This is a genomic window from Bradyrhizobium iriomotense (assembly GCF_018130765.1).
Taxonomy (GTDB): Bacteria; Pseudomonadota; Alphaproteobacteria; order Rhizobiales; family Xanthobacteraceae; genus Bradyrhizobium; species Bradyrhizobium iriomotense_A.
Genome location: NZ_JAFCJZ010000034.1, coordinates 20,620 through 41,664, shown reverse-complemented (window position 1 = coordinate 41,664; position 21,045 = coordinate 20,620). Strand labels below are relative to the sequence as shown.

The following is a 21,045-nucleotide window of genomic DNA, read 5'->3' as shown; positions in this document are numbered from 1 at the left end:
CGGACTTTAAGGCTTTTTCGCGCGACGCGAGGCGGGGTGGCCCCTGCCCTAATGGTCAAGCGCGCTGGTCAGGGCCTTTATATTGTGCCTGACCATGTCAATGTAAGTGGGTGCAGGCCCCTTTTCGCCGGTCAAACCATCCGAAATCAGGGTCCCGCCGACCTTGGCCCCGGTCTCGGCGGCGATCCGGCGGATCAGGCGGTCATCGCTGATATTTTCCAGGAACACGGCCGGGATTTTCTGGGCCTTGATCTGGCCGATGATGGCCGCAATGTCACGCGCGCTGGGCTCGGTTTCCGTGGAGACGCCCAGGGGTGCGATGAACTGGATACCGTATTCGGCGGCGAAATAGCCGAAGGCATCGTGGGTCGATATCACCTTGCGCCGTTCCGGCGGGATCTTGGCCACGGCCTCGCGGACCTCGCGATCCAGCGTTTCGAGCTTTTCCAGATAGGCCTTGGCCTGGGCGCGGAAGAAGTCCGCATCATCCGGGACGGCGGCGGCCAATGCATTGGCGATATCGGTCACGTAGATCCTGGCATTGGGGACCGACTGCCAGGCATGGGGATCAGCGGCCGAACCGAGTTTTAGCGGCGCAATGCCCGCGCTCGCGGTGACAACCGTCGCCTTGCCGCCGGAGGATTGAACGAGGCGCGGCAGCCAGCCCTCCAGCCCAAGCCCGTTGACGATGACGAGCTTCGCTTCCGCGACCCGCTTCGCATCGACTGGCGCCGGCGTATAGACGTGGACGTCGCTGTCGGGGCCGACCAGCGTGGTCAGGTTGATGCGGTCGCCCCCGACACTGCGAACGAAATCGCCGAGGATCGAGAAGCTGACGACCACGTTGAGCCGCTCGGCGGCGTGCAGCGGCGAGGCGATCAGCAGGAGCGCGCAAAGCAGGATACGCCGCATCGTCACGCTTCCAGATGCCGGCCGGGAAACAGTTGCCGGACGACACCGCCGACGCGGCCGAACAGCACGGAGACAATGTAGAGCACGGTCGCCACCAGAATGATCGCGGGGCCTGAGGGAACGCGAGTCTGGAACGATAGCACGAGGCCCGCATAGCCGGAGACGGCAGCAGCGACGACCGCGATGCAGATCATCGCGGTGAGATCGCGCGACCAGAACCGGGCGATACCGGCCGGCAGGATCATCAGGCCCACCGCCAGCAGCGTGCCAAGCGCCTGAAAGCCGTTGACGAGGTTGATGACGACGAGCGCGAGGAAGGCGAGATGCGCAGGGCCCCCGGCCCGGCTCACGGTGCGCAGAAACAGCGGATCGACGCTTTCGATCACCAGCGGGCGATAGATCACGGCGAGCACCAGCAGTGTCACCGTGGCGTTGAAGGCGACCACCAGCAGCGTCTGATCGTCCATCGCGAGGATGTTCCCGAACAGCACGTGCAAGAGGTCGATATTGGTGCCCTTGATCGAGACGATGGTGACGCCGAGCGCCAGCGAGGCCAGGTAGAAGGTCGCCAGCGACGCGTCCTCCTTCAGCCCGGTCGAGCGGGCGACGACGCCGGCCAAAATCGCAACCGCAAAGCCGGCGATCAGGCCGCCCGCCGTCATCGCGAACAAATTGAGGCCGGAGAGCAGGAAGCCGACGGCAGCGCCGGGCAGGATCGCATGCGCCATGGCGTCGCCGACGAGGCTCATCCGCCGCAGCATCAGGAAAACGCCGATCGGCGCGCCCGCCAGCGACAGCGCGATCACCGCGGCCAGCGCCCGCCGCATGAACTCGAATTCGGTGAACGGGCCGATCAGCGCGTCATAGACCATCGGATATCAGGCCGCCCGCGAGCTGATATCATCGGCAGCGCAGGCCGCGGCGGTGTCGTCGAAGGCCTCGCACATCCGCATCGCGACCATCAGGTTCTCCGGCGTCAGCACCTCCGCCGTCGGTCCCCACGCCACCGGTCCGCGCGCCAGCACCAGCGTCTCGGTGAAATGATTGCGCACCATCTCCATGTCGTGCAGCGCGGCGAGCACGGTGCGACCCTCGCCGTGCCAGTGCTTCACCAATGCAAGCAGATCGGTCGTGGTCTTGCTGTCGATGGCGTTGAAGGGCTCGTCGAGCACGATCAGGCGTGCATTCTGGAGCAGCACGCGCGCGAACAGCACGCGCTGCATCTGACCGCCCGAGAGCGTGCCGATCGGACGGTTCTCGAAGCCGTTGAGGCCGACGGATGCGATCGCGCGCAGGATCTTGTCCCGCGCCACCTTGCCGATGCCGCCGAACAGGCCCGTGCCGCGCCACAGCCCGGTGCCGACGAAATCGAACACCGAGATCGGGAAGCTTCGGTCGATCTCAGCACTCTGCGGCAGATAGGCGATATCGCGGGCATCGAGCCCGCCGAGATGGATGCTGCCGTCGAGCGGCTTGAGGATGCCGACGATGCCGCGCAGCAGGGTCGACTTGCCGGCGCCGTTCGGGCCGATCACGGCGACCAGCGCGCCCGGGGCGACCTCGCCGCTGAGATGATGCACGGCCGGATGCCGGTCATAGCCGAGCGTGACGTTGTGGAAATGCAGGGCCGCCATCCTCACCTCATCGCCAGGAAGACCACGCCCCAGAGCACGGCGCAGACGGCGAGCGCAGCCGCGAGGCGTCCCGCCATGGTCATGCGCAGGATCGACCAAGGCGCCGCCTGGGCCGGATGCGGCGAGGCCGCATCGTGGACATGGGCGTGGGTGTGGTCGTGGCCGTGCGCATGGTCATGGGAATGGCCATGAGCATGGTCGTGATGATGGGCGTGAGACGCGGCGGGAACCATCCCGGAACGTTATATTATAACATTACCCCTGTCCACGGGCCTACCCTCGTCATTCCGGGATGGTCCGAAGGACTAGACCCGGAATCTCGAGATTCCGGGTTCGATGCTGCGCATCGCCCCGGAATGACGGTAGATGGAGACGGGCTCAGGGCTTGCCGATCACCATGGCGATGGCGGCCGCCACGAACGGGAACGGCACCGAGACGGCGCAGCGGAACCAGACAAAACGGGCCGGCATGAACGGGATTTCCCACAAGATCACCCGCTGGAAGGCGAACAGGGCCCAGGCGACGACATAGGCGACCACCTGGGGCACCCCGCCGCCCGACTTCAGGGCCACCGTGCCAATGGAGAAGCCGATCACGGGGCCGCCGGGCGTGGCCGCGCCGGCGACCACGGCGCTTGCGACCCCGAGCCAACCGCTGTCCGGGCCGAGCCAGCCGGTGATCACCTCCTGCGGGATGATGGCGGCGATGTAGCCGGAGCCGATCACGCCCAGCGCAATCCGCGGCACGATGTTGATGAAGTCCATCGAGCCTTCGCGCAAGGAGGCCTTGAACACCGGCGGGCCGCGGCGGAAGGCGATCAGCCCGACGCCGAGCACCGAACCCCATAACAGGATGTCGATCAGGAGCGCCGCGCTCAACTCTCGTCGTCCTTCGCCAGCGGCTTCGGATAGAGCCGGACATAGACGAAGCGGCCGAGGGCGCCCGCCAGCACCGGCAGCGGCAGCGAGATCACGATCCGCCACAGTGTGAAATCGGTGCCCATGATCGGGATTTCCCAGGCCACTGCCCGGCCGTAGCCGATCAGGGTCCAGCTCACGACCATGGCGATGGTGGCGCCGAAATCGGCACCGACCGCGAGGAGCGCGCTCGCCACCGGATAGGCTGTGAAGGGACCGCCGGGCAGGATCGCACCGAAAGCCGCGCCGATCAGAAGGCCCATCAGGCCGGATTTCGGCCCGAGCGAGCGTGAGACTTTTTCGTGCGGCAGGATCTCGGAGATGAAGGCCCCTAACAGGCAGCCGGCCAGCACGCGCGGCAGGATGCCGCCGAACAGCGAGAGATCGTGGGTCAGAATATCGAGGACGCCTTCGGTGCCGTCACGCCGCCAGACCAGTGCCGCGCTCACCGCCACCAGGGCCGCGATGATGATGGTCGACCAGCCGATCGGCTTGCGCACGCGTCCCGGCCGCGGCTCGGACTCCGCGTCCTCGGCAGGCGCCGGGGCTTTCGAGGGAAGTTCTGACAACGGGTGTGGAGCGGCTCGAGGGTGATGCCCATCCTGATTAAGGGCGCCGCCAACGCGATGCAAACGGTAGGATCACAGGCCGATACGCGCGCCGCGCAGGGCAATTCCGCACAGCAAAAAGGCGACCGCTGATGCGACCGCCTTTCTGTCATTCCGGGGCGCGTGAAGCGCGAGCCCGGAAATCCATTGATCCACGCGGATTGACGCCCGATGGATTCTCAGGTGCGCAATTGCGCACCATAGCTCGGCGCTGACGCGCCGCCCCGGAATGACGAGGTGAAGCCTTACGCCTTGTCGAACAGGGACTCGACGTATTCCCAGTTCACGAGGTTCTCGACGAACGCCTTGAGATAGTCGGGACGGCGGTTGCGGTAGTCGATGTAGTAGGAGTGCTCCCAGACGTCGCAGCCGAGGATCGGGGTGGCGCCGTGCACCAGCGGATTCTCGCCGTTCGGGGTCTTGGAGATCTCGAGCTTGCCGTTCTTGACCTGGAGCCAGCACCAGCCGGAGCCGAACTGGCCGACGCCAGCCGCCTGGAAGTCGGTCTTGAACTTCTCGAAACCGCCGAGGTCCTCGTTGATCTTCTTCTCGAGCTTGCCCGGCAGCTTGGTGCCGCCGCCATTGGGCTTCATCCAGCTCCAGAAGTGGATGTGATTGTAGTGCTGGCCGGCGTTGTTGAACACCGCGGGGTTCTTGCCGAACGAGCCCTTGACGATCTCTTCAAGGGACTTGCCTTCCCATTCGGTCCCCTTGAGCGCGTTGTTGCCGTTGGTGACGTAGGCCTGATGATGCTTGTCGTGGTGATATTCCAGCGTCTCCTTCGACATGTACTGGCCGAGGGCGTCATAGGCGTAAGGGAGTGGGGGCAGCGTAAAGGTCATGGGTTCTTGTCCGCAACTGGTGGGGAACGTTCTAACGGTCACCCCTTATAGAAGGTTCCGACGCCATTAAATACCTCAGAATTTGCGAAAAGGCGTGACGGGGTGGCTTTGCCCGACTGCACAAATTCATCGCAACGGGCCACGGTCGATCAAACCTGCGGTTCGCCATAAAATATCATTGCCTTTGAAGCGCTTAAGACAGAACAAACGCGCCACGAAGCGGAGCTGTGAAGGACGACGCCATGAGCATCGAGATCGACATTTTGAACGGCGACGCCTCATGGCCGATTGCCGAGCCGCTGCATCAGGCGGTCTGGGGACCGCAGTTGGTCGCGGACAAGCCCTGGGCTCACGTCAAATGGGCCAATGCCGACCTTCGCGTGCTGCTCGAGACGCCCGAGGACGGCCTCGTCTGCCATGTCGGCATCTACTTCCGCACCGTGACCTGGAATGGACAGAAGGTCCATGTCGGCGGCATCGGCGGCGTCTGCACGCGCGAGGACCGGCGCGGCCGCGGCTTTGCAACGATCGCGATCGACGCGGCGGTGCATACGATGCGCGCCAACGAGGCGGTCCGCTTCGGGCTCCTGTTCTGCGAGCCGCACAATTTCGCGTTCTACGAGGCCCGCAAATGGCAACCGTTCAGAGGTGACGTCTATTGCGAGCAGCCGGAGGGGCGCATTCGCTTCGACTACATGGCGCCCTACGTCTTCGACATCGTCCGGGCCCCGACGCTGGGCACCATCGACCTATGCGGTCTGCCCTGGTGAGCCCTGCGTGAGATGAGGGCTGGCGCAGGTGTCGCGCGCCCTATAGTATGTCGTCCATCATTCAATATTCCGCACCGTGGCACATGACGATCGACGCCCCGATAGACGCCGTCCCGCCCCGTGCGCCGGTCGCCTCCCCCATCGCCGGCCTCCTGACCGCCCCGATCCTGCCGACGCTGTTGCGGCTCGCCATCCCCAACATGATCGCGATGGTCGGCAGCACGCTGGTTGCGATTGCCGAGACCTCCTATATCGGCCGGCTCGGCACCATTCCGCTGGCCGCGATCGCGCTGGTGTTTCCGTTCGCGATGCTGACGCAGATGATGAGCGCGGGCGCAATGGGCGGCGGCGTCTCGTCGGCGATCAGCCGCGCGCTCGGCGCTGGGAATCGCGAGCGCGCCGCGACGCTGGCGCTGCATGCCGCCATCATCGGCCTCTGCGGCGGACTGTTCTTCACGGTGATGATGCTGGTTTTCGGCCGCTCGTTCTTCACGCTGCTCGGCGGGCGAGAGCGCGTGCTCGAAGAAGCCAGCGGCTATTCACAGGTGCTGTTCTCCGGCGCGGTCGCGATCTGGCTCGTGAATACGCTGGCCTCGGTGATCCGCGGCACCGGCGACATGCGCCTGCCTTCGATGATTCTGATCGGGGCGAGCGTGCTCCAGATCGCGCTCGGCGGCACGCTGGGGCTCGGCCTGTTCGGCGCGCCGCAATTCGGCATGCCCGGCGTTGCGAGCGGCCAGTTGATCGCGTTCAGCTGCGCCGCGATCTTCTTCCTCTGGTATCTCCTGTCCGGCCGTAGCCGGCTGCAGCTCGACTTCCGCGCCTTCCATTTCGAACGCGCGATGTTCCTGGACATCCTCAAGGTCGGCGCCGTCGCCTGCCTGTCGCCGCTCCAGACCGTGCTCACCATCCTGATCTTCACGAAAATCCTCGCGACCTTCGGCACCGAGATGCTGGCCGGTTACGGCATCGGCTCGCGGCTGGAGTTTTTGCTGATCCCGATCACCTTCGCCTTCGGCATCGCCTCGGTGCCGATGGTCGGCATGGCGATGGGTGCCGGACATGTCGCGCGCGCACGGCGCGTTGCGTGGACGGCAGCAGCGGCCTCGGGGCTTGCGGTCGGCACGATCGGCCTCGTCGTCGCACTCGATCCCGCGCTGTGGGTGTCGCTGTTCACGCGCGATCCCGGCGTTACCGCGGCGGCGCACAGCTATTTCCACTGGGCCGGTCCGGCCTTCGTGTTCTTCGGCATGGGCGTGTCGCTGTATTTCTCCTCGCAAGGCGCCGCACGCGTTGGCGGTCCGGTGCTCGCTTCCACCGCGCGGCTGCTGATCGTCGCGATCGGCGGGATCGGCCTCATGACCGCGCAGGCACCGGCCTGGACGTTGTTTGCGCTGGTCGGCGGCGCCATGGTCGTGTTCGGGCTCTTGACCGCAGCCTCGGTCGCGTTCGCGCGCTGGGGCAAATGAGCGCAGGCAAATCACGCGCAGGAATGTGATTCAATCCGGCGTTGCACTATCCTGCCGGACTGCTATGGAGGCGCCTCCATTTTTCAGGGCCGCTCCATGTTCAGCAGATTCGCCATCCTCTCCGTCATCCTGACTGCGCTGCTTGGCGCGACTACCGCGCATGCGCAGAGTGCCGACGGGACCTGGCTCACCCAGGCCGGCGATGCCCGCGTCAAGATCAGCAAGTGCGGCGGCGGCATCTGCGGCCACATCGTCTGGCTGCGCGAGCCCATGGACACCGCGACCGGCCAACCCGCCACCGACAGCAAGAATCCCAATCCCGCGCTCGCCAAGCGTCCGATGATCGGCCTGCCGCTGTTCAACGCCATGCAGCCCGTGGGGCCAAGCAAATGGTCGGGCCAGATCTACAACGCCGATGACGGCAGCACCTATGCGAGCAGTGTCTCGGTGACAGGTGCGGATTCGCTGCGGGTCGAAGGCTGCGTCGGCGCACTCTGCGGCGGCGAGACCTGGACGCGCGCGGGGCGGTGAGCTCGCTCTCGTGTCCCGGACGCGATGCGGCGCGCAGCGCCGCTTCGCAGAGCCGGGACCCAGCAGGCCGCACAGTACGACTTGGAGACATGGGCCCCGGCTCAGCAGCGCATCATTTCATGCTGCGCTGCGTCCGGGGCACGGGAGTGTGTCACCCCGTCATCGCCTTCAACGCCGTCGCCGCCGAGGCGTAACCGCCCCGCGCGCCGTCGATGAAATGCACGTGATCGCTGCGCAGCGCCGACGGCGTGAAGCAGGTCATCATCGCGGCATCCTGCTGATAGAGGCCGTAGCGTACGATGCCGTCGCGCGCGGCGGCCGCAAGACGATCGCTCAATGCGCGCTCGAGCTGCGGCGTGCAGTCGAGAATCATGCGCAGGCCGTCGTCATATTTGCGGAAGTCCGAGTTCTCGACGACCTGGCGCTTGTAGAGGCTGGGCACGAAGCCGCCGACCTTGAGGTCGAAGCGCATGATCAGATAGGCGAACAGCGTATAGGCCAGCACGCTGGCTCTGCGCGCGAGAAGCGGACCGCCGCGCCTGGCGCGCGCCTCAAAGTCCAGCCCCTGCGGCGGCCATTTCAGCGGCGGCCCCTGCGGCGGCACCGGGCGGCCGCCCTCCGGGCTGCGCTCGACGAGATGGATGATGTCCTCGATCACCTTGCGGAAGGCGTGCGGATCGACGCCGCGCGTCGGCATCACCAGCACCGACAGGATCAGGCCGCGCGCAGCCGGCATCACCTCGAAGCGGCACGACAGACCCGAGAGGTCCGGCTGTGTGCCGGCGGGCGCTTCCGTGACCGCGAACTCGCCGCGCTTCATCGCGGCATCGGCCCAGGCGAGCCCGCCGCCGGAGAACATCGCATAGGACAGGTTCGGCGACGGACCGAAGCGCGCGACGCGCACGTCGAGGCCCTGCGCCCGGATGGCGTTCACCGGCACCAGCGCGACGCGCATCTTCAGATCGAGATCCTCCCGCACCCAGGTTGCGGTCGCCGCGAGCGCATCGCGGGCGCGGTCGAGATCGCCGGGCGCGACCGCAAAGCTCGCGCCGTCGCCGCCGAACACAAAGGGAAATTCCCGCCCCTCCAGCGCATTGGTCACCGCCGCGATCACGGCCGCACCGGCCATGTTGACCGCCTTGTAGCGCTGCGCCGCGATCGCCTTGGTGGAATCGACGATGTCGGCGACACCGATGCTCCAATCGTCCGGCAGCGGCGCATAGAGCGTGGGATCCATCAGGCTGGTGAAGCCGCGGAAGACGGAAATGCCGCCGTAAAAGGATTCGCCTGATGTCATCGGATGATGCCGGATGGTTGGGATGCGCGTCCGAACGAGATACGTGGCAGGGGCGATCAGGGTTCGTTTCCCGATCATTGGCCAAAATGGAGCCGGACAACAAGATCGCACCGCGCCGCAATGCCGCAGTTCGTCATTGATCGGCATCAAACAGCCGGCTGCAAATGACGTTTACGGTTGATCCATCTGTAACGATCGCGTGGGGATGATCTGGGTGTCTGATTTCGGCAGCAAGGACTCCGCCTCGCCGGTACGCCGGCGCACGGGGCTCGATGCGATCAGTGCGGTGAAAATGCCGGAGACGCTCACCGCCACTGTAGATGCCTGGGCCGAGGCCCATCAATTGTCGCGCTCGGATGCAATCTGCAAGCTGGTCGAGCTCGGCCTGAAGATCGCGCCAGCCGCACCGACATCAGCACATTCGGTCGCATCGGACGCCACCCGGATCGAGGAGGCCGCGGTGCAGGAAATCGAGGGACTGCTCGATCCCGCATTGCCCGAGGACGAACGCGAGCGCCGCATCCGCCGCCTCACCGAGGGCCCGCCGGAATTCTCACACGAGCGGATTGACCTGCCAAAGCAGCATCGGACCTAGTGCAGCTTCTCATCCTGGCGCTTGCGCAGCGCGGATGCAGGGACGTCGTGGCAACCGACGAGACGCACGAATTGCTGCGGATACATCTCGTGACCGTGATCGCCGGAATTCTGATGCGACATCGGCGGACAGCGGACATCGTCCGGCTTCGCGCGCGACGGCGCGGTCGCGGCATGATTTGAAGCGGTCAAGTTTGAAGCGGCCATCGACTGCTCCCCTTCGATTAGGGCAGATCGATTGACGTAACCCAATCGATTGCGGGGCATCTTACGACCAAAACCGGCGTGCTGTCATTGCGCCGGATCAACGCAATTGTGGCAGCCCGGTTCCGCCTACGCCGTATTCCCGGCGTCGATCGTGAACACGGTGCCCGTGACGTTGCGGCCGCCATCGCCCAGGAGATATTCCACCATGCGTGCGACGTCATCCGTCTCCGGCAAACGGCGCAGCGCGCTGCGGCCAGCGATGCGCTTGCGGCCTTCGTCCGAGAGATTGTGCGTGAGTTCGGTGTCGATGAAGCCCGGCGCGATCGCATTCACGGTGATGCCGAGCTTGCCGACCTCGCGCGCGAGCGAACGGGTGAAGCCGGTCGCGGCCGCCTTGGTCGCGCCGTAGACCGACAGGCCATTATAGCCCGTGGTCGCGATGATCGAGGAGATGTTGATGATGCGGCCGGCGCCGTCGGCCATCATCTGCCGCGCTACATATTTGGTGAGGATGATCGGCGACAGCACGTTGAGCTGTACCAGCGCCTCGATCTCGGAATTGTGCATGGTGGCGAGCAGGCCTTCGGTGCCGAGGCCGGCATTGTTGACGAGGCCGTAGATCGGGCCGAACTCGTCGCGCACGAGCTTTGCGAAGGCCGGGATCGCGTCGATCACGGCGAGATCGCAGGCACGGAAATGCAGGTGGCCGTCGGATTCGGCAATCGCGGCCTTGAGCTCGTCGCTCTCGCGCCGCGCGGCCGCAATCACATTGAAGCCGGCAGCGGCCAGGCGCTTGCCGATCGCTAGTCCAATGCCGCGGCTGCCGCCGGTGACGAGAACGTTATGCATCGGTGCGCGCCAGTTTTCCGGCCGGGGTGACATCGAGCGCCTCGACGAAGCGGATCACCGCCGGCACCTTGTGGGACGCGAGCTGGGCCCGGCACTGCTCCAGGATCTGGTCGCGAATTTCCTTCACCCGCGCCTGCTCCGTGCCGTCGGCAAGGATCACATCGGCGACGACGATGCCGCCGGTAATCGGGCTCTTGCGCGATTTCGCCTGCGACATCCGCACATCAGGATGACGGTTGATCACCGCTTCGATCTCCTCGGGGTGGACCTTCAGTCCACCGATATTGATGATGCCGCCGCGGCGGCCGACAAAATAATAGCGGTCGCCGCGCAGCTCGACAATGTCGCCGCTGTCGACAAACCCGTCGGCATCGGTGAGCGCTGCGGCATTGCGGCCGATGTAAGCGTGCGCCGTTCGCGTCGAGCGGATGCGCAGCGAGCCGTCGACGACCTTCATCTCGACGCCGTTGCGGTTGCCGAGATAATCGGCGGGAAAACCCTCCAGCCCGTCATTGACGGCGAAGCCGACGCCGGCCTCGGTGGAGGCATAGGCGTGGCCGACGGAGGAATTCGGGAACGCCGCCTTCAGGCCGTCCAGCACGGCCTGGTCGGCGATCTCGCCGGAGAGACGGACGTAGCGCGGTGCGAATTGCGCGGCCGAACCGCTCATCAACAGCTTGCGCCAATGCGAGGGCGTGCCGGAAATGTGCGAGACGCCGCGCGCGTTCAGCCGCGCGACATGATCGGCGAGCGCCTCATGCGGATCGGACAGCACCATCGAGCCGCCGGAGAGAACGGCACGGAGGAAGATCTGCAGGCCGCCATAGCGGCGGATGTCGTAGAAGGTGGCCCACACCGGCGCAGGTCCGCGCGCGGGGCCTTCGGCAACGATGGCGCCGGTCAGCGCTTCCAGCGTATGGCCGGCGATCTTGGGTACGCCCGACGTGCCCGAGGTGAGCATCAGCCATTCGGTGGCGCGCTCGGTCCTGGCTGGCGCGGTGGCTTGAAGCGGCAAGTGTGCGGTGACGATCAGCGGCACGCCGGTCTCCGCCCAACGATCGGGCTCGTCGGTGACGACAGCATCGATCCCGGCATCCGCGATCAGGGCGTCGAGATGTGCCGGGTTGAGGTCCGGCGGACACAGCAGCATGCGACGGGCGATACCGTCGAGCTCGATCATGGCAAGGCCGGACCGGAGCTGGTCGGACAGCTTGAGCAGCACGGCGCGGCCGGACAGTTCGTGCAGGCGGCCCCCCAGAACCGTGTGCGACAGGATGTCGGTCAGCGACACGACATCATGCGCATCGGAGATCGTGCGGCCCTTGAGCTCCGGGCTCAGATAGTCGCGGAGCGCAAAAATCTCACGCGGGGACATTTTCGTAGGCCCGCACGAAATCGCCCACCGTGGCGGGGAACGCGGCGTCCTCGGAAATGGTGAAGGGATCGACACCGGTCTCGTCCTCGAGGCGGGCAACCAGAATGGCGAAGGCGAGCGAGTCGAAACCCGTCTCGTGCAGGGACAGATCGTCCGAGAGCGCGGGAAGCGTGACGTGCTGCTCCTTGGCGATCTGCTGGATCGCTTCGATGACCTTAGACCTTACCGACATGGCTGGCTCGCTTTTGTTATCGATCTCGTTGTTGTGGCGGCTCTTGATGACCGCCTCCCCATGGCCGTCTGTTTACCCGACAGAAGTAAATGGCTTCTTGGACAATTCAGATAAAATTGGACCTATCTCCCGATTTTGGTTGCGCTACAGCCGGATCGCGCCCTCGGAGATTGCCGCATAGGCCTTCCCGTCCAGCGCGACATAGGCGCCTGACTTCGGCTCGAGCATGAACAGCGGATCGGAGATCGCGCTGGGGTCAAAGCCCTCGCGGGCGAGCTCACCCTTCTTCTGCTTGAAGGTCTCGGTGGCATCGAGCTCGCGCGAGATGCGGATGAAAACCGGGCGGGCGTAAGCCGGCAGGCGCTGCGCGAGATGGGCAGACAGCGCGGTGACGTCAAAGCCCTCGTTCACGACGATCGCACTCATGCCGGCGCGACCGTCGGTGCCGGGGATGCTGACGCCGTAGGTGGTGGCATCGACCACGCCGGTGAAATCGCGCACGGCATCGTTCACCTCCGAGGTCGCGACGTTCTCGCCCTTCCAGCGGAACGTGTCGCCGATGCGGTCGACGAAATGGAAAAAGCCCTTGTCGTCGAGCCGCATCAGATCGCCGGTACGGAACCAGGCATCGCCCTTGGCGAAGACGTCGCGCAGGATCTTCTTCTCGGTCTCGCCGGCATCCGTGTAGCCCTCGAAGCGACCACCGCCCTGGTCCGCGGTGCCGATGCGGCCGATCGCTTCGCCGGCCTCGCCGCGGGCGGAGGCCAGGCAAAAGCCGCCTTCATTGCGCAGCGGTGCGCCGCTGTCGGGGTCGAGTTTGACGAGGCTCGCGGGAAAGCGATGCGCGAGCAGCGGCGGGATGCGGCCGATCGCGCCCACCTGTCCCTCGACGTTGAACAGCGAGAAATTGCCTTCGGTGGCCGCATAGAATTCGAGGATGCGTGGAATGGCGAAGCGTCCCTGGAAATCCTCCCAGATGTCGCCGCGCAGGCCGTTGCCGCAGGCAAGCCGCAGCCGATGCCGGTTTTCGTATTCCGACGGCGGCGCCTTGAGCAGATAGCGGCAGAGCTCGCCGATGTACTGGAACAGCGTGCAGTCGTGCCGCACGATGTCGGACCAGAAATTCGAGGCCGAGAATTTTTCGGCGATCACCACCGAGCCGCCGGCAGCGAGCATGCTGCAGGGCGCGACGATGCCGCCGACCGAGTGGAACAGCGGCAGACAGTCATAGAGCCGGTCCTGCGGGCTCGCGCCTGTTAGACCGGCGAACCAGAAACCCCAATTGAGGATGCGGCGATGGCTGATGCTGGCCGCCTTGGGCAGGCCGGTGGTGCCGGAGGTGTAGATCAGCAGCGCGCGGTCATCGATGGTGACGCCGCCATGCTCCTCCGCCAGGAGCGGACCGTCGTCCAGCGCGGCAAGCGCGACGTCAATGGCGCGCTCGCTGCGGGCATCGCCATGGGTCCAGATCTTCGCTTCCGTCTTCAGATGCGGCTTCGCGCTCTCCAGCGTCGCCATCAGATCGTGCGCGACGATGATATGCAGGGGCTTCGCGACATCGAGGCAATGCGCGAGCGATTGGCCAATGAGTTTTATGTTGATCAGCGCGACCACGCCGCCGACGCGGCTGATGCCGAGCCACGCGGCGACATAGTCGATGCCGTTCGGCATGATCAGTGCGACGGTGTCGCCCTTGGCCACGCCGACGGAGCGGGCCCAGCGCGCATAGCGGCTGATCCGCTTCGAGAGGCCGTCATAGTCGAGCATCGCATCGTCCATGACCAGCGCGATGCGGTCGGGCTGGCGCTGCGCCCAATCGTCGACGACGTCAGCGAACAGGCGGCCCGGCAGCGTCTCGATCCGCGCCGTGAGCTCGATGGCCTTCAGCCAGATCCTGGATGCCGAGGGCGCGCGCGCGGCTTTCGGTTGCTCGATGACGCCGGTGGTCATGCCGTTCATTCTTTCGGAACGTGTCTGCTGGTTCGGGCAGCTTAATCCATCGCGTCCTGCCCAGGCGTTAAGAGACAAGGTAAAAGCCGGTTAGTGCGCGATTAACTCTAGTCATCCTTTACCAAGCCGGCGGGAACGGCGTGCGGCCTGGTGCGATTCTTGCGATAGCAGCAAATGCTGAGTGGCACTCTCACCCTCTCCCCTTGTGGGAGAGGGTGGCGCGCGCAGCGCGACGGGTGAGGGGTCTCTCTCCACACAGGCAATCTCGCAAGTGGAGAAAACCCCTCATCCGGCGCTGCGCGCCACCTTCTCCCACAAGGGGAGAAGGAAGAAGAAGAGCGGGGATGCAGATGACGATCACCAGACGACATTTCCTTCAGACTGCCGCGTGTGCCGCAGTCACGCTCGCCGCACCACGCGCCTTTGCGCTCGGCAACCCCTCTTATCCCTCGCGTAGCGTGAAATGGGTGGTGCCCTACGCGCCGGGCGGCGCGACCGACGTGCTGTCACGGCTGCTGTGCCAGCGCCTGTCCGACCGGCTCGGCCAGACCTTCGTGGTCGAGAACAAGCCCGGCGCCGGCAGCAATATCGGGACGCAGGCCGTGATCGCCGCGGCTCCCGACGGCCACACACTGCTGCTGACCTCGACTGCGAACGCGATCAATGCTTCGTTCGATCCGGCGCTGCCGTATGATTTCGCCAAGAGCATCGCGCCGGTGGCGGGCGTGGCGCGGATCCCGCTGGTGCTGGTCGTCAACAATGATCTGCCGGTAAAGACAGTCGCCGACTTCATCGCCTACGCCAAGGCCAATCCCGGCAAGATGTCGATCGCCTCCTCCGGCATCGGCACCTCGCTGCATCTGTCCGGCGAATTGTTCAAGTCGCTCGCGAGCGTGCAGTTCACGCATGTGCCCTATCGCGGCTCGGCGCCGGGCCTGACCGACGTGATGAGCGGCCAGATCCAGGGCATGTTCGACAACGTCACCTCGTCCTTCGAGCTGGTGCGCGCGGGCAAGCTGCGCGCGCTCGGCGTCACCACGCGCGAACACTCGGAGATCCTCCCCGACGTGCCGCCGATCGCCGACACACTTGCCGGCTATGAGACGAGCTCGTTCTACGGCGTCGGCGCGCCGCACGACACGCCGCTCGAAATCGTCGACCTGCTCAACCGCGAGATCGACGCCGCACTCTCCGACGCCGAGATCAAGGCCCGCATCGCCGAGCTCGGCGCGATCCCGCTGCACGGCAATGCCGGCGCGTTCGGCGGCATGCTGACGGCGGAGACCGAGCGCTGGCGCAAGGTGGTCGAGCTGTCGGGGATCAGGAAGGAATAGCGATCCAGCCCCGCCGCGGCTAGGCGATCCCGGGTAAACCGGCTATTCTTTTCTACCCTGCGTTGTCGGAGTTGAAAGGGAGGCGACCCGTGGCTCTCGATCCCTTGGAGTTTCCCGTCCAGGCCGCGCCGTTCGAGCAGCCACTGATCAATTTCGCCCGTTGCGTGAAAGCTGGGCAGGCCAGGGTGGTCGCGATCGGCTCGTCGACCACGGCGGGCGAAGGAGGCATCGCTCCCTATCCGCAGCGGCTGCTGGCGGCTCTTCGGATCAAATTTCCAAATGTCGCAATCGAGGTGATCAACCGCGGCGTCGGCGGCGAAGACGCGCCTTTGGAGCTGAAGCGGTTCGAGCACGACGTCTTCGACCTGAAGCCCGATCTCGTCATCTGGCAAATCGGCACTAATTCGGTGTGGCAGGCCGACGGTCCCTCGTTCGCCGACACCACCAACGCCATTCGTGACGGTGTCGACCAACTGCTCGGCGCCAAGCAGATCGACGTGATCCTGATGGACCTTCAATATGTGCCGGCAGTGCTGACGCCGGCCAAGCGTGAGAAGGCGGAGGCCATGGTCGAGGCGATCAGCCGGATCGCGCGCGAGAAGGGCGTCAACGTCTTCCGCCGCTTCGCGCTGATGAAGGGCTGGCACGAGGTCGCGCAGATCTCGTTCGACCGCCTAGTGGACCCGGGCGATGATAGCAGGCTGCATGCCAGCGACTGGACCACGGACAAGATGAGCTGGCAATTGGCCGACGCGATCGCCGTCGCGACCGACAAGGCGCCTCACGGCACCTAAGACTTGATCCGGATAAAGGAAGCTAGCCGCTTCGCCCGCGACGCAGGCGTGGCGACGGCGCGCTGACCGGATAATACGGATTGAGATCGCAGGTCGCGGCGCGGCCTGAAGCGGTGCCGCGGCATTGCGGCAGAGACGTGAAGGAGCAGTCGTACCACTCTCCGCCACCGCCATTCGCGCCGGAATAGACGTGCATGCAGACGGGAAAACTGGGGTCGAAGGTCTGCGCGTGCGACGGCGCGGCTGCGAGCACCGCACCGACGATCACGACCTGGCCAAACGAGAAACGCATGACGAACGCTCCTGCGCTCCGGATTGCTCAATACACCTTCTTGTGACGCTTGCGCGGAGGCGGCGGCGGTTCGTCGAAGGCGTAATAGGGATTGAGGTCGCAGCTCGCGGAGCGTCCCGAAGCCGTGGCGCGGCACTGCGGCAGCGAGGTGAAGGAGCAGTCGTAATAGTCGCCGCCGCCACCACCGAAGCCACCCGGCATGTAGACGTGCATGCACACCGGATAGCGCGGGTCATAGGTCTGGGCGCGCGCATCTGCCGCAGCAAACAACGTGACAATCGCGGTGAGGGTCAGGATCGGCAAACGCATGGAGACATCCTCGAATCGATGGCGTCGGCAGATCTGATGCCGACAGCCTCCTATGGCATAACACCGCCGCGGAGGCGACTGTTCCCAAGGACATATGACGGCAAGGTGAGGTGGGCTTCTCGCGACGCGGTCGTCATGGCCGGACCTGACCCGGACATGACGACGAACGAAGCCGCGCGAAGCTAGCCCAGCCCCTGCAGCACCAGCCGGTTCAGCCTCGCCGCAAACGCCGCGGGGTCTTCCGGCAACTCGCCGTCCAGGATCTGCGCCTGCTCGAGCAGGAGCAGACTGAGATCGTCGACGTCCCCGGAGCCGGCCGGGGCCCTGGTGATCGCGCCCACCATCGGATGGCGCAGATTGATCTCGAGCACCGGCTTGGTGCGCATGCCGCGGTTCTGCTGCGACAGGATGCGCTCGAGCTCGCGGCTCGGGCCCTGGCTGTCGGCGACGAGGCAGGAGGCCGAGCTGGTGAGGCGCGTCGAGGCCTTGACGTCGCTGACGCGCTGGCCGAGCGCGGCCTTGATCACGGCGATGGTGGCCGCTTCATCGGCGACGGGCTCGTCCTTCTTCGCCTCGTCCTTGTCGTCGAGGCGCGGGATCAGGTCGAGGTTGAGATCGCCCTGGCTCAACGACTTCAGCGGCTTGCCCTCGAACTCCGTCGGCATCGAGGTCCAGAAGGCGTCGACCGGATCGGACAGCAGCAGCACCTCGATGCCGCGCGCGGTCGCAGCTTCCAGCCGCGGGTTGGACTTCAGCCGCTCGATGCTGTCGCCGACGAGATAATAGATCTCGGTCTGGTTCGGCTTGAAATCGGCGACGACCTGCTCCAGCGACCGCTTCTCGCCCGTCGTGGTGGTGAAGCGCGACAGCGCCAGCAGCTTCTCGCGGCGCTCGAAATCCTCGTAGACGCCTTCCTTCAGCACCGCGCCGAAGGCGTCCCATATCTTTGCAAAATTCTCCGGGTCCTTGTCGGCTAGGTTTTCGAGCTCGGACACGACACGAGTGGCGACGGCTTTCCGAATCTGCGCCAGCTGCGGATTGTTCTGGAGCATCTCGCGCGAGATGTTGAGCGGCAGATCCTCGCTGTCGACGACGCCGCGGATGAAGCGCAGATAGCCCGGCAAGAGATCGGCATCATCGGTGATGAAGACGCGGCGGACATAGAGCTTCACCCGCCCCTTGCGGTTCGGCTCGAACAGGTCGAACGGCTTGGTCGACGGCGCGAACAGCAGCACGGCGTAGGAGTAGCGCCCTTCGGCGCGGTAGTGCAGCGTCATCGCGGGATCGTCGAAGGCCGAGGCGATCTGCTGATAGGCCTTCTTGTAATCCTCCGCCGAAAGCTCGGATTTCGAGCGCTGCCACAGCGCGCTCGCCGAGTTGATCTGGCGCGGCTCGCCCTCTTCCGGCACCAACTCGATGGGGAACAGGATGTTGTCGGAATAGGCGCCGACGATGCGCTCGATCTCGTAGGTTTCGAGATATTTCTTGGCGTCGTCCTTCAGGTGCAGGACGATCTCGGTGCCGCGCACGACGCGCGAAGCGTCCTCCTCGCTCGCCCGGGCGATCTCGAAGCCGGAGCCGCCGGAAGACGTCCAGGTCCAGACGTCGCTCTCGCCGGCACGGCGGCTGATGACGACGATCCTGTCGGCGACCATGAAGGCGGAATAGAAGCCGACGCCGAACTGGCCGATCAGGCCGAGACCGTCCTTGGCCTCCTTCAGCTTGGACACGAAGGCCTTGGTGCCGGAACGGGCGATGGTGCCGAGATGGTCGATCAGCTCCTGCCGCTCCATGCCGATGCCATTGTCGGCGATCGTGAGCGTTCCGGCCGTCTTGTTCGGGATGATGCGGATCTTGAGCGCGTCGCCCTCGCCCAGCAGCGCCGGAGTCGCGATCGCCTCGTAGCGCAGCTTGTCGCAGGCATCCGAGGCGTTGGAGACAAGCTCGCGCAGGAAGATGTCGGTCTCCGAATAGACGGAATGCACCATGAGGTGCAGAAGCTCGGAAACCTCGGCCTGGAAGGGCTGCGTGTGCACAGCCGTATCTGACGTCGTCATGCGTTTACCCGGTCAATCAAAGGGGAAAGCCCGGATATAACGCGATGAGAGGGCGGATCAAGAGGACGTGAGGCGGTTAGCCCCCGCCTACGGCGGAGGCGATCCTGCCCATAGGCGATGGGCGATCAAGTCACGCAGCGGCCGGGCTGGAGCAGCTTGGCGACCTCGGTCAGCGAGCTGACCATCGGCTCGCAGGCGATCGTCGGCTTGTTGCGGCCCTGCTGCTTCTTCTGGTTCTGGAGCAGCACCGGCGGCTTGGCGTTGCCGGTCTCGATCACCGCGGGGACCCGCAGCAGCACCGAGGTATCGGCGAGGTCGTTCAGCCGCATCGACACGGTGCGGGTCGGAACTGCGGCCTGCTTGATCTCGGCCAGCCGGTCGGCCTTGCCGACCCGATTCACGTTGTGGTCCGGCTTGGCAGACTTGTCGGCGACCGCCTGCCAGCGGTCGGCCAGATCATGGCCGGAGGCAAGTTGCACGGCGCCAAGCGTTGCGGCAATCGCGGCGGCGCTCAAAAATACCTTTTGAATCTGTGACATGGCTGTCAATCCCTCGCCCCATGGCGATCGCGGGAACAACGCGAGCCGGGGACCGGGGGTTCTCAGCCGTCACGATCACTTAACCGTGTGCGAAAAGGTCGGGGCGCCCATGCAAAAAAAATTCGCAACCGCCTGGAACGACTCTAGCAGTCGGGAGTCGTCTCAACAGCCGGCTATTCCCCCCTGCCCCATAAGCCGGCGACGTAGGGCGCGACTGTGGTGATGCCAGTCGCGCCTTACTTTTGTCTGGGCGTTTCGGCCAAGTTTTCGGCTTTCCCACCTTTTACTCCACCTCCACACCGGATAGGAGCCATGGGACAACGCCCCTCTATTGGGGACTATCGACATCGAACGTGAATGAGTAGCGGGAAGGCCCAAAGATTTGGACAAGGGATCGGGCAGCGATCCTGAGGTAACGGGCGGTACGCTAGCGTTGGCCGTCGTGGGCGATACGATACCACTCGCCCAGCGCCGACGTCGTTTCATTCATCCGGTTGTAGAGGCTCAAAAATTGATCAGCGAACGCCTCTATTATCTCCGCGTTGTAGCGGTAGTCGGGGCGATGGATAAGCGGTTTTCCCTGCTCAGGGTTTGCTAGCACTGTTCTGCCCTTCCCGGCATAGAGACCGGGGAATAGATACCAGTGAGCATCGTCAAACCATATATCCGCTATCCCGTGTGCGATATCATTCCTGCGGCCAGCCCATCTGCCGCATTGCTTCAGCAGGTCGGTAGCGTTGGGTCCAAGCGGACAGAGAGGCCAAGTCAGCAGCCAACTCTCTAGAGCCGCGCGAACCATCCGTATTCTACTGTCCGATCCTGCTATAGCCGAATAGGCTTGCAGCATGGGGCTAGTCGGAGCGTAATAGTTGCCAACCGTTATCACCGTGAACAAACCCGCCACAGCACTCTCAAGCAGCTCCCAGCGCGAGAGCGCCTTTCCGACAGCGGCGAAGATCGCATCCGCCGAAGGTTCGCCGTCATCTGCCCAAGGTCTTTTAGTCGGATCCACGGCCAACCTCCCTTGATCAGGCCTGCGCTACTGGTTTCAGGTTTTTAAGCGCCGCACGCACATGATCCACAACCTTGTCGGTGGCCGCGAAGATGGCCGCTTGGTTCGTCTCCGCCGCTTCGTAAGTGCTAAGTCTGCCAGCCAGCGCAACGATCTTCGGATGATCAAAATGTAACTTGGTTTTCAGGTGGCCAAACTCGTTCCTAATCTCCCGGAGGAGATCGGCATCCGCAAAGGTTGCGGCGTCCAATAGCCCGACCGTCTGCGCCTTTTTTATCTTCGAGCCCAGCGTTTGAAGTTTGCCTTTAGGCGGCTGAAACAGCCGGTCATCAAGGTCCTTTCCGACCGTGTGGAGAGCATGAGTCCGGAGCGCTGTCTGGAGAATATCATCTAGCTGAGTGCCAATCCTCAGCATGGTCTCCGCGTGGGTATCCCTCAGAACTTGAGCTAAATCGAGCCCGTGTTCTTTCAGAATCTCGGCAGCCTCATTTATGTCTCGCGCCACTCCAGCCTCCAGCCT

At 64.7% G+C, this 21,045-nt stretch carries 25 protein-coding genes; 6 read left to right on the top strand and 19 right to left on the bottom strand.

Annotated elements, in window-relative coordinates:
- Positions 1-48 precede the first annotated feature (48 nt).
- From JQ635_RS36500 to JQ635_RS36470, 7 genes are all read right to left on the bottom strand, one after another.
- Entirely contained in the window at positions 49-912 is an 864-nt protein-coding gene (locus JQ635_RS36500; RefSeq protein ID WP_211414602.1) for a metal ABC transporter solute-binding protein, Zn/Mn family, read from the bottom strand.
- Between the two features lie 2 nt (positions 913-914).
- Positions 915-1,784 (bottom strand): metal ABC transporter permease, encoded by an 870-nt coding sequence (locus tag JQ635_RS36495; RefSeq protein WP_211414601.1) that lies wholly within the window; start codon positions 1,782-1,784, stop codon positions 915-917.
- A gap of 6 nt (positions 1,785-1,790) precedes the next feature.
- Positions 1,791-2,546 carry a metal ABC transporter ATP-binding protein gene (locus JQ635_RS36490; RefSeq protein WP_211414600.1) on the bottom strand — a complete coding sequence of 252 codons (756 nt, stop codon included), beginning with the start codon at positions 2,544-2,546 and terminating at the stop codon, positions 1,791-1,793.
- 2 nt (positions 2,547-2,548) lie between these two features.
- A complete protein-coding gene (locus JQ635_RS36485; RefSeq protein WP_211414599.1) occupies positions 2,549-2,779 on the bottom strand; it encodes a hypothetical protein in 231 nt (76 codons plus the stop codon).
- A 145-nt stretch (positions 2,780-2,924) separates the two neighbouring features.
- Positions 2,925-3,425, bottom strand: a complete 501-nt coding sequence (locus JQ635_RS36480) for a hypothetical protein (protein WP_183242509.1) — start codon at positions 3,423-3,425, stop codon at positions 2,925-2,927.
- Entirely contained in the window at positions 3,422-4,033 is a 612-nt protein-coding gene (locus tag JQ635_RS36475) for a permease (protein ID WP_211414598.1), read from the bottom strand. Before JQ635_RS36475 ends, JQ635_RS36480 begins: the two co-directional genes overlap by 4 nt.
- 284 nt (positions 4,034-4,317) lie before the next feature.
- Positions 4,318-4,914, bottom strand: a complete 597-nt coding sequence (locus tag JQ635_RS36470) for a superoxide dismutase (RefSeq protein ID WP_026312923.1) — start codon at positions 4,912-4,914, stop codon at positions 4,318-4,320.
- 242 nt (positions 4,915-5,156) lie between these two features.
- On the opposite strand from JQ635_RS36470, the gene JQ635_RS36465 reads away from it, so the two are divergent.
- The 3 genes from JQ635_RS36465 to JQ635_RS36455 all read left to right on the top strand — a co-directional run bounded on the left by JQ635_RS36465 (position 5,157) and on the right by JQ635_RS36455 (position 7,684).
- Positions 5,157-5,684 carry a GNAT family N-acetyltransferase gene (locus JQ635_RS36465; RefSeq protein ID WP_211414597.1) on the top strand — a complete coding sequence of 176 codons (528 nt, stop codon included), beginning with the start codon at positions 5,157-5,159 and terminating at the stop codon, positions 5,682-5,684.
- A gap of 83 nt (positions 5,685-5,767) precedes the next feature.
- On the top strand, positions 5,768-7,153 hold the full coding sequence (locus JQ635_RS36460) for an MATE family efflux transporter (RefSeq protein ID WP_211414624.1): 1,386 nt from the start codon (positions 5,768-5,770) through the stop codon (positions 7,151-7,153).
- Positions 7,154-7,249: 96 nt separating this feature from the next.
- Positions 7,250-7,684: a DUF2147 domain-containing protein gene (locus JQ635_RS36455; RefSeq protein WP_211414596.1), complete on the top strand. Its 435-nt coding sequence runs from the start codon at positions 7,250-7,252 to the stop codon at positions 7,682-7,684.
- Between the two features lie 151 nt (positions 7,685-7,835).
- Here JQ635_RS36455 and JQ635_RS36450 read toward each other — a convergent pair whose 3' ends face one another.
- Positions 7,836-8,981 (bottom strand): DUF3095 domain-containing protein, encoded by a 1,146-nt coding sequence (locus JQ635_RS36450; protein WP_211414595.1) that lies wholly within the window; start codon positions 8,979-8,981, stop codon positions 7,836-7,838.
- Positions 8,982-9,186: 205 nt separating this feature from the next.
- On the opposite strand from JQ635_RS36450, the gene JQ635_RS36445 reads away from it, so the two are divergent.
- A complete protein-coding gene (locus tag JQ635_RS36445) occupies positions 9,187-9,576 on the top strand; it encodes a hypothetical protein (protein ID WP_211414594.1) in 390 nt (129 codons plus the stop codon).
- On the opposite strand, the gene JQ635_RS36440 is transcribed toward JQ635_RS36445, so the two are convergent.
- From JQ635_RS36440 to JQ635_RS36420, 5 genes are all read right to left on the bottom strand, one after another.
- Complete coding sequence (locus JQ635_RS36440) at positions 9,573-9,782, bottom strand: hypothetical protein (RefSeq protein WP_211414593.1); 210 nt, start codon at positions 9,780-9,782, stop codon at positions 9,573-9,575. The two genes, JQ635_RS36445 and JQ635_RS36440, sit on opposite strands and share 4 nt — an antisense overlap.
- 126 nt (positions 9,783-9,908) lie before the next feature.
- Positions 9,909-10,631, bottom strand: coding sequence for an SDR family NAD(P)-dependent oxidoreductase (locus JQ635_RS36435; RefSeq protein WP_211414592.1), 723 nt, complete (start codon positions 10,629-10,631; stop codon positions 9,909-9,911).
- The gene (locus JQ635_RS36430) at positions 10,624-12,006 is read right to left on the bottom strand and encodes a class I adenylate-forming enzyme family protein (protein ID WP_211414591.1); all 1,383 of its coding nucleotides are present in this window, start codon (positions 12,004-12,006) and stop codon (positions 10,624-10,626) included. Before JQ635_RS36430 ends, JQ635_RS36435 begins: the two co-directional genes overlap by 8 nt.
- A complete protein-coding gene (locus tag JQ635_RS36425) occupies positions 11,993-12,238 on the bottom strand; it encodes an acyl carrier protein (RefSeq protein ID WP_015688794.1) in 246 nt (81 codons plus the stop codon). The genes JQ635_RS36430 and JQ635_RS36425 overlap by 14 nt, the downstream gene beginning before the upstream one ends.
- Positions 12,239-12,382: 144 nt before the next feature.
- Complete coding sequence (locus tag JQ635_RS36420) at positions 12,383-14,197, bottom strand: long-chain-acyl-CoA synthetase (protein ID WP_211414590.1); 1,815 nt, start codon at positions 14,195-14,197, stop codon at positions 12,383-12,385.
- Between the two features lie 335 nt (positions 14,198-14,532).
- Between JQ635_RS36420 and JQ635_RS36415 the strand changes: the two genes are divergently transcribed.
- A complete protein-coding gene (locus tag JQ635_RS36415; protein ID WP_211414589.1) occupies positions 14,533-15,522 on the top strand; it encodes a Bug family tripartite tricarboxylate transporter substrate binding protein in 990 nt (329 codons plus the stop codon).
- Positions 15,523-15,611: 89 nt separating this feature from the next.
- The gene (locus JQ635_RS36410; RefSeq protein ID WP_211414588.1) at positions 15,612-16,316 is read left to right on the top strand and encodes an SGNH/GDSL hydrolase family protein; all 705 of its coding nucleotides are present in this window, start codon (positions 15,612-15,614) and stop codon (positions 16,314-16,316) included.
- Between the two features lie 22 nt (positions 16,317-16,338).
- Here the strand turns inward: JQ635_RS36410 and JQ635_RS36405 are convergent, their stop codons facing one another.
- The 6 genes from JQ635_RS36405 to JQ635_RS36380 all read right to left on the bottom strand — a co-directional run bounded on the left by JQ635_RS36405 (position 16,339) and on the right by JQ635_RS36380 (position 21,030).
- Entirely contained in the window at positions 16,339-16,608 is a 270-nt protein-coding gene (locus JQ635_RS36405; RefSeq protein ID WP_211414587.1) for a DUF3551 domain-containing protein, read from the bottom strand.
- A gap of 27 nt (positions 16,609-16,635) precedes the next feature.
- On the bottom strand, positions 16,636-16,917 hold the full coding sequence (locus tag JQ635_RS36400) for a DUF3551 domain-containing protein (RefSeq protein WP_211414586.1): 282 nt from the start codon (positions 16,915-16,917) through the stop codon (positions 16,636-16,638).
- Positions 16,918-17,099: 182 nt separating this feature from the next.
- Positions 17,100-18,974, bottom strand: a complete 1,875-nt coding sequence (htpG, locus tag JQ635_RS36395; RefSeq protein WP_211414585.1) for a molecular chaperone HtpG — start codon at positions 18,972-18,974, stop codon at positions 17,100-17,102.
- Positions 18,975-19,099: 125 nt separating this feature from the next.
- Positions 19,100-19,513 (bottom strand): hypothetical protein, encoded by a 414-nt coding sequence (locus JQ635_RS36390; protein WP_211414584.1) that lies wholly within the window; start codon positions 19,511-19,513, stop codon positions 19,100-19,102.
- Positions 19,514-19,940: 427 nt separating this feature from the next.
- Positions 19,941-20,525, bottom strand: a complete 585-nt coding sequence (locus tag JQ635_RS36385) for a hypothetical protein (protein ID WP_211414583.1) — start codon at positions 20,523-20,525, stop codon at positions 19,941-19,943.
- 16 nt (positions 20,526-20,541) lie between these two features.
- Entirely contained in the window at positions 20,542-21,030 is a 489-nt protein-coding gene (locus JQ635_RS36380) for a hypothetical protein (RefSeq protein ID WP_211414582.1), read from the bottom strand.
- Between the last annotated feature and the right edge of the window lie 15 nt (positions 21,031-21,045).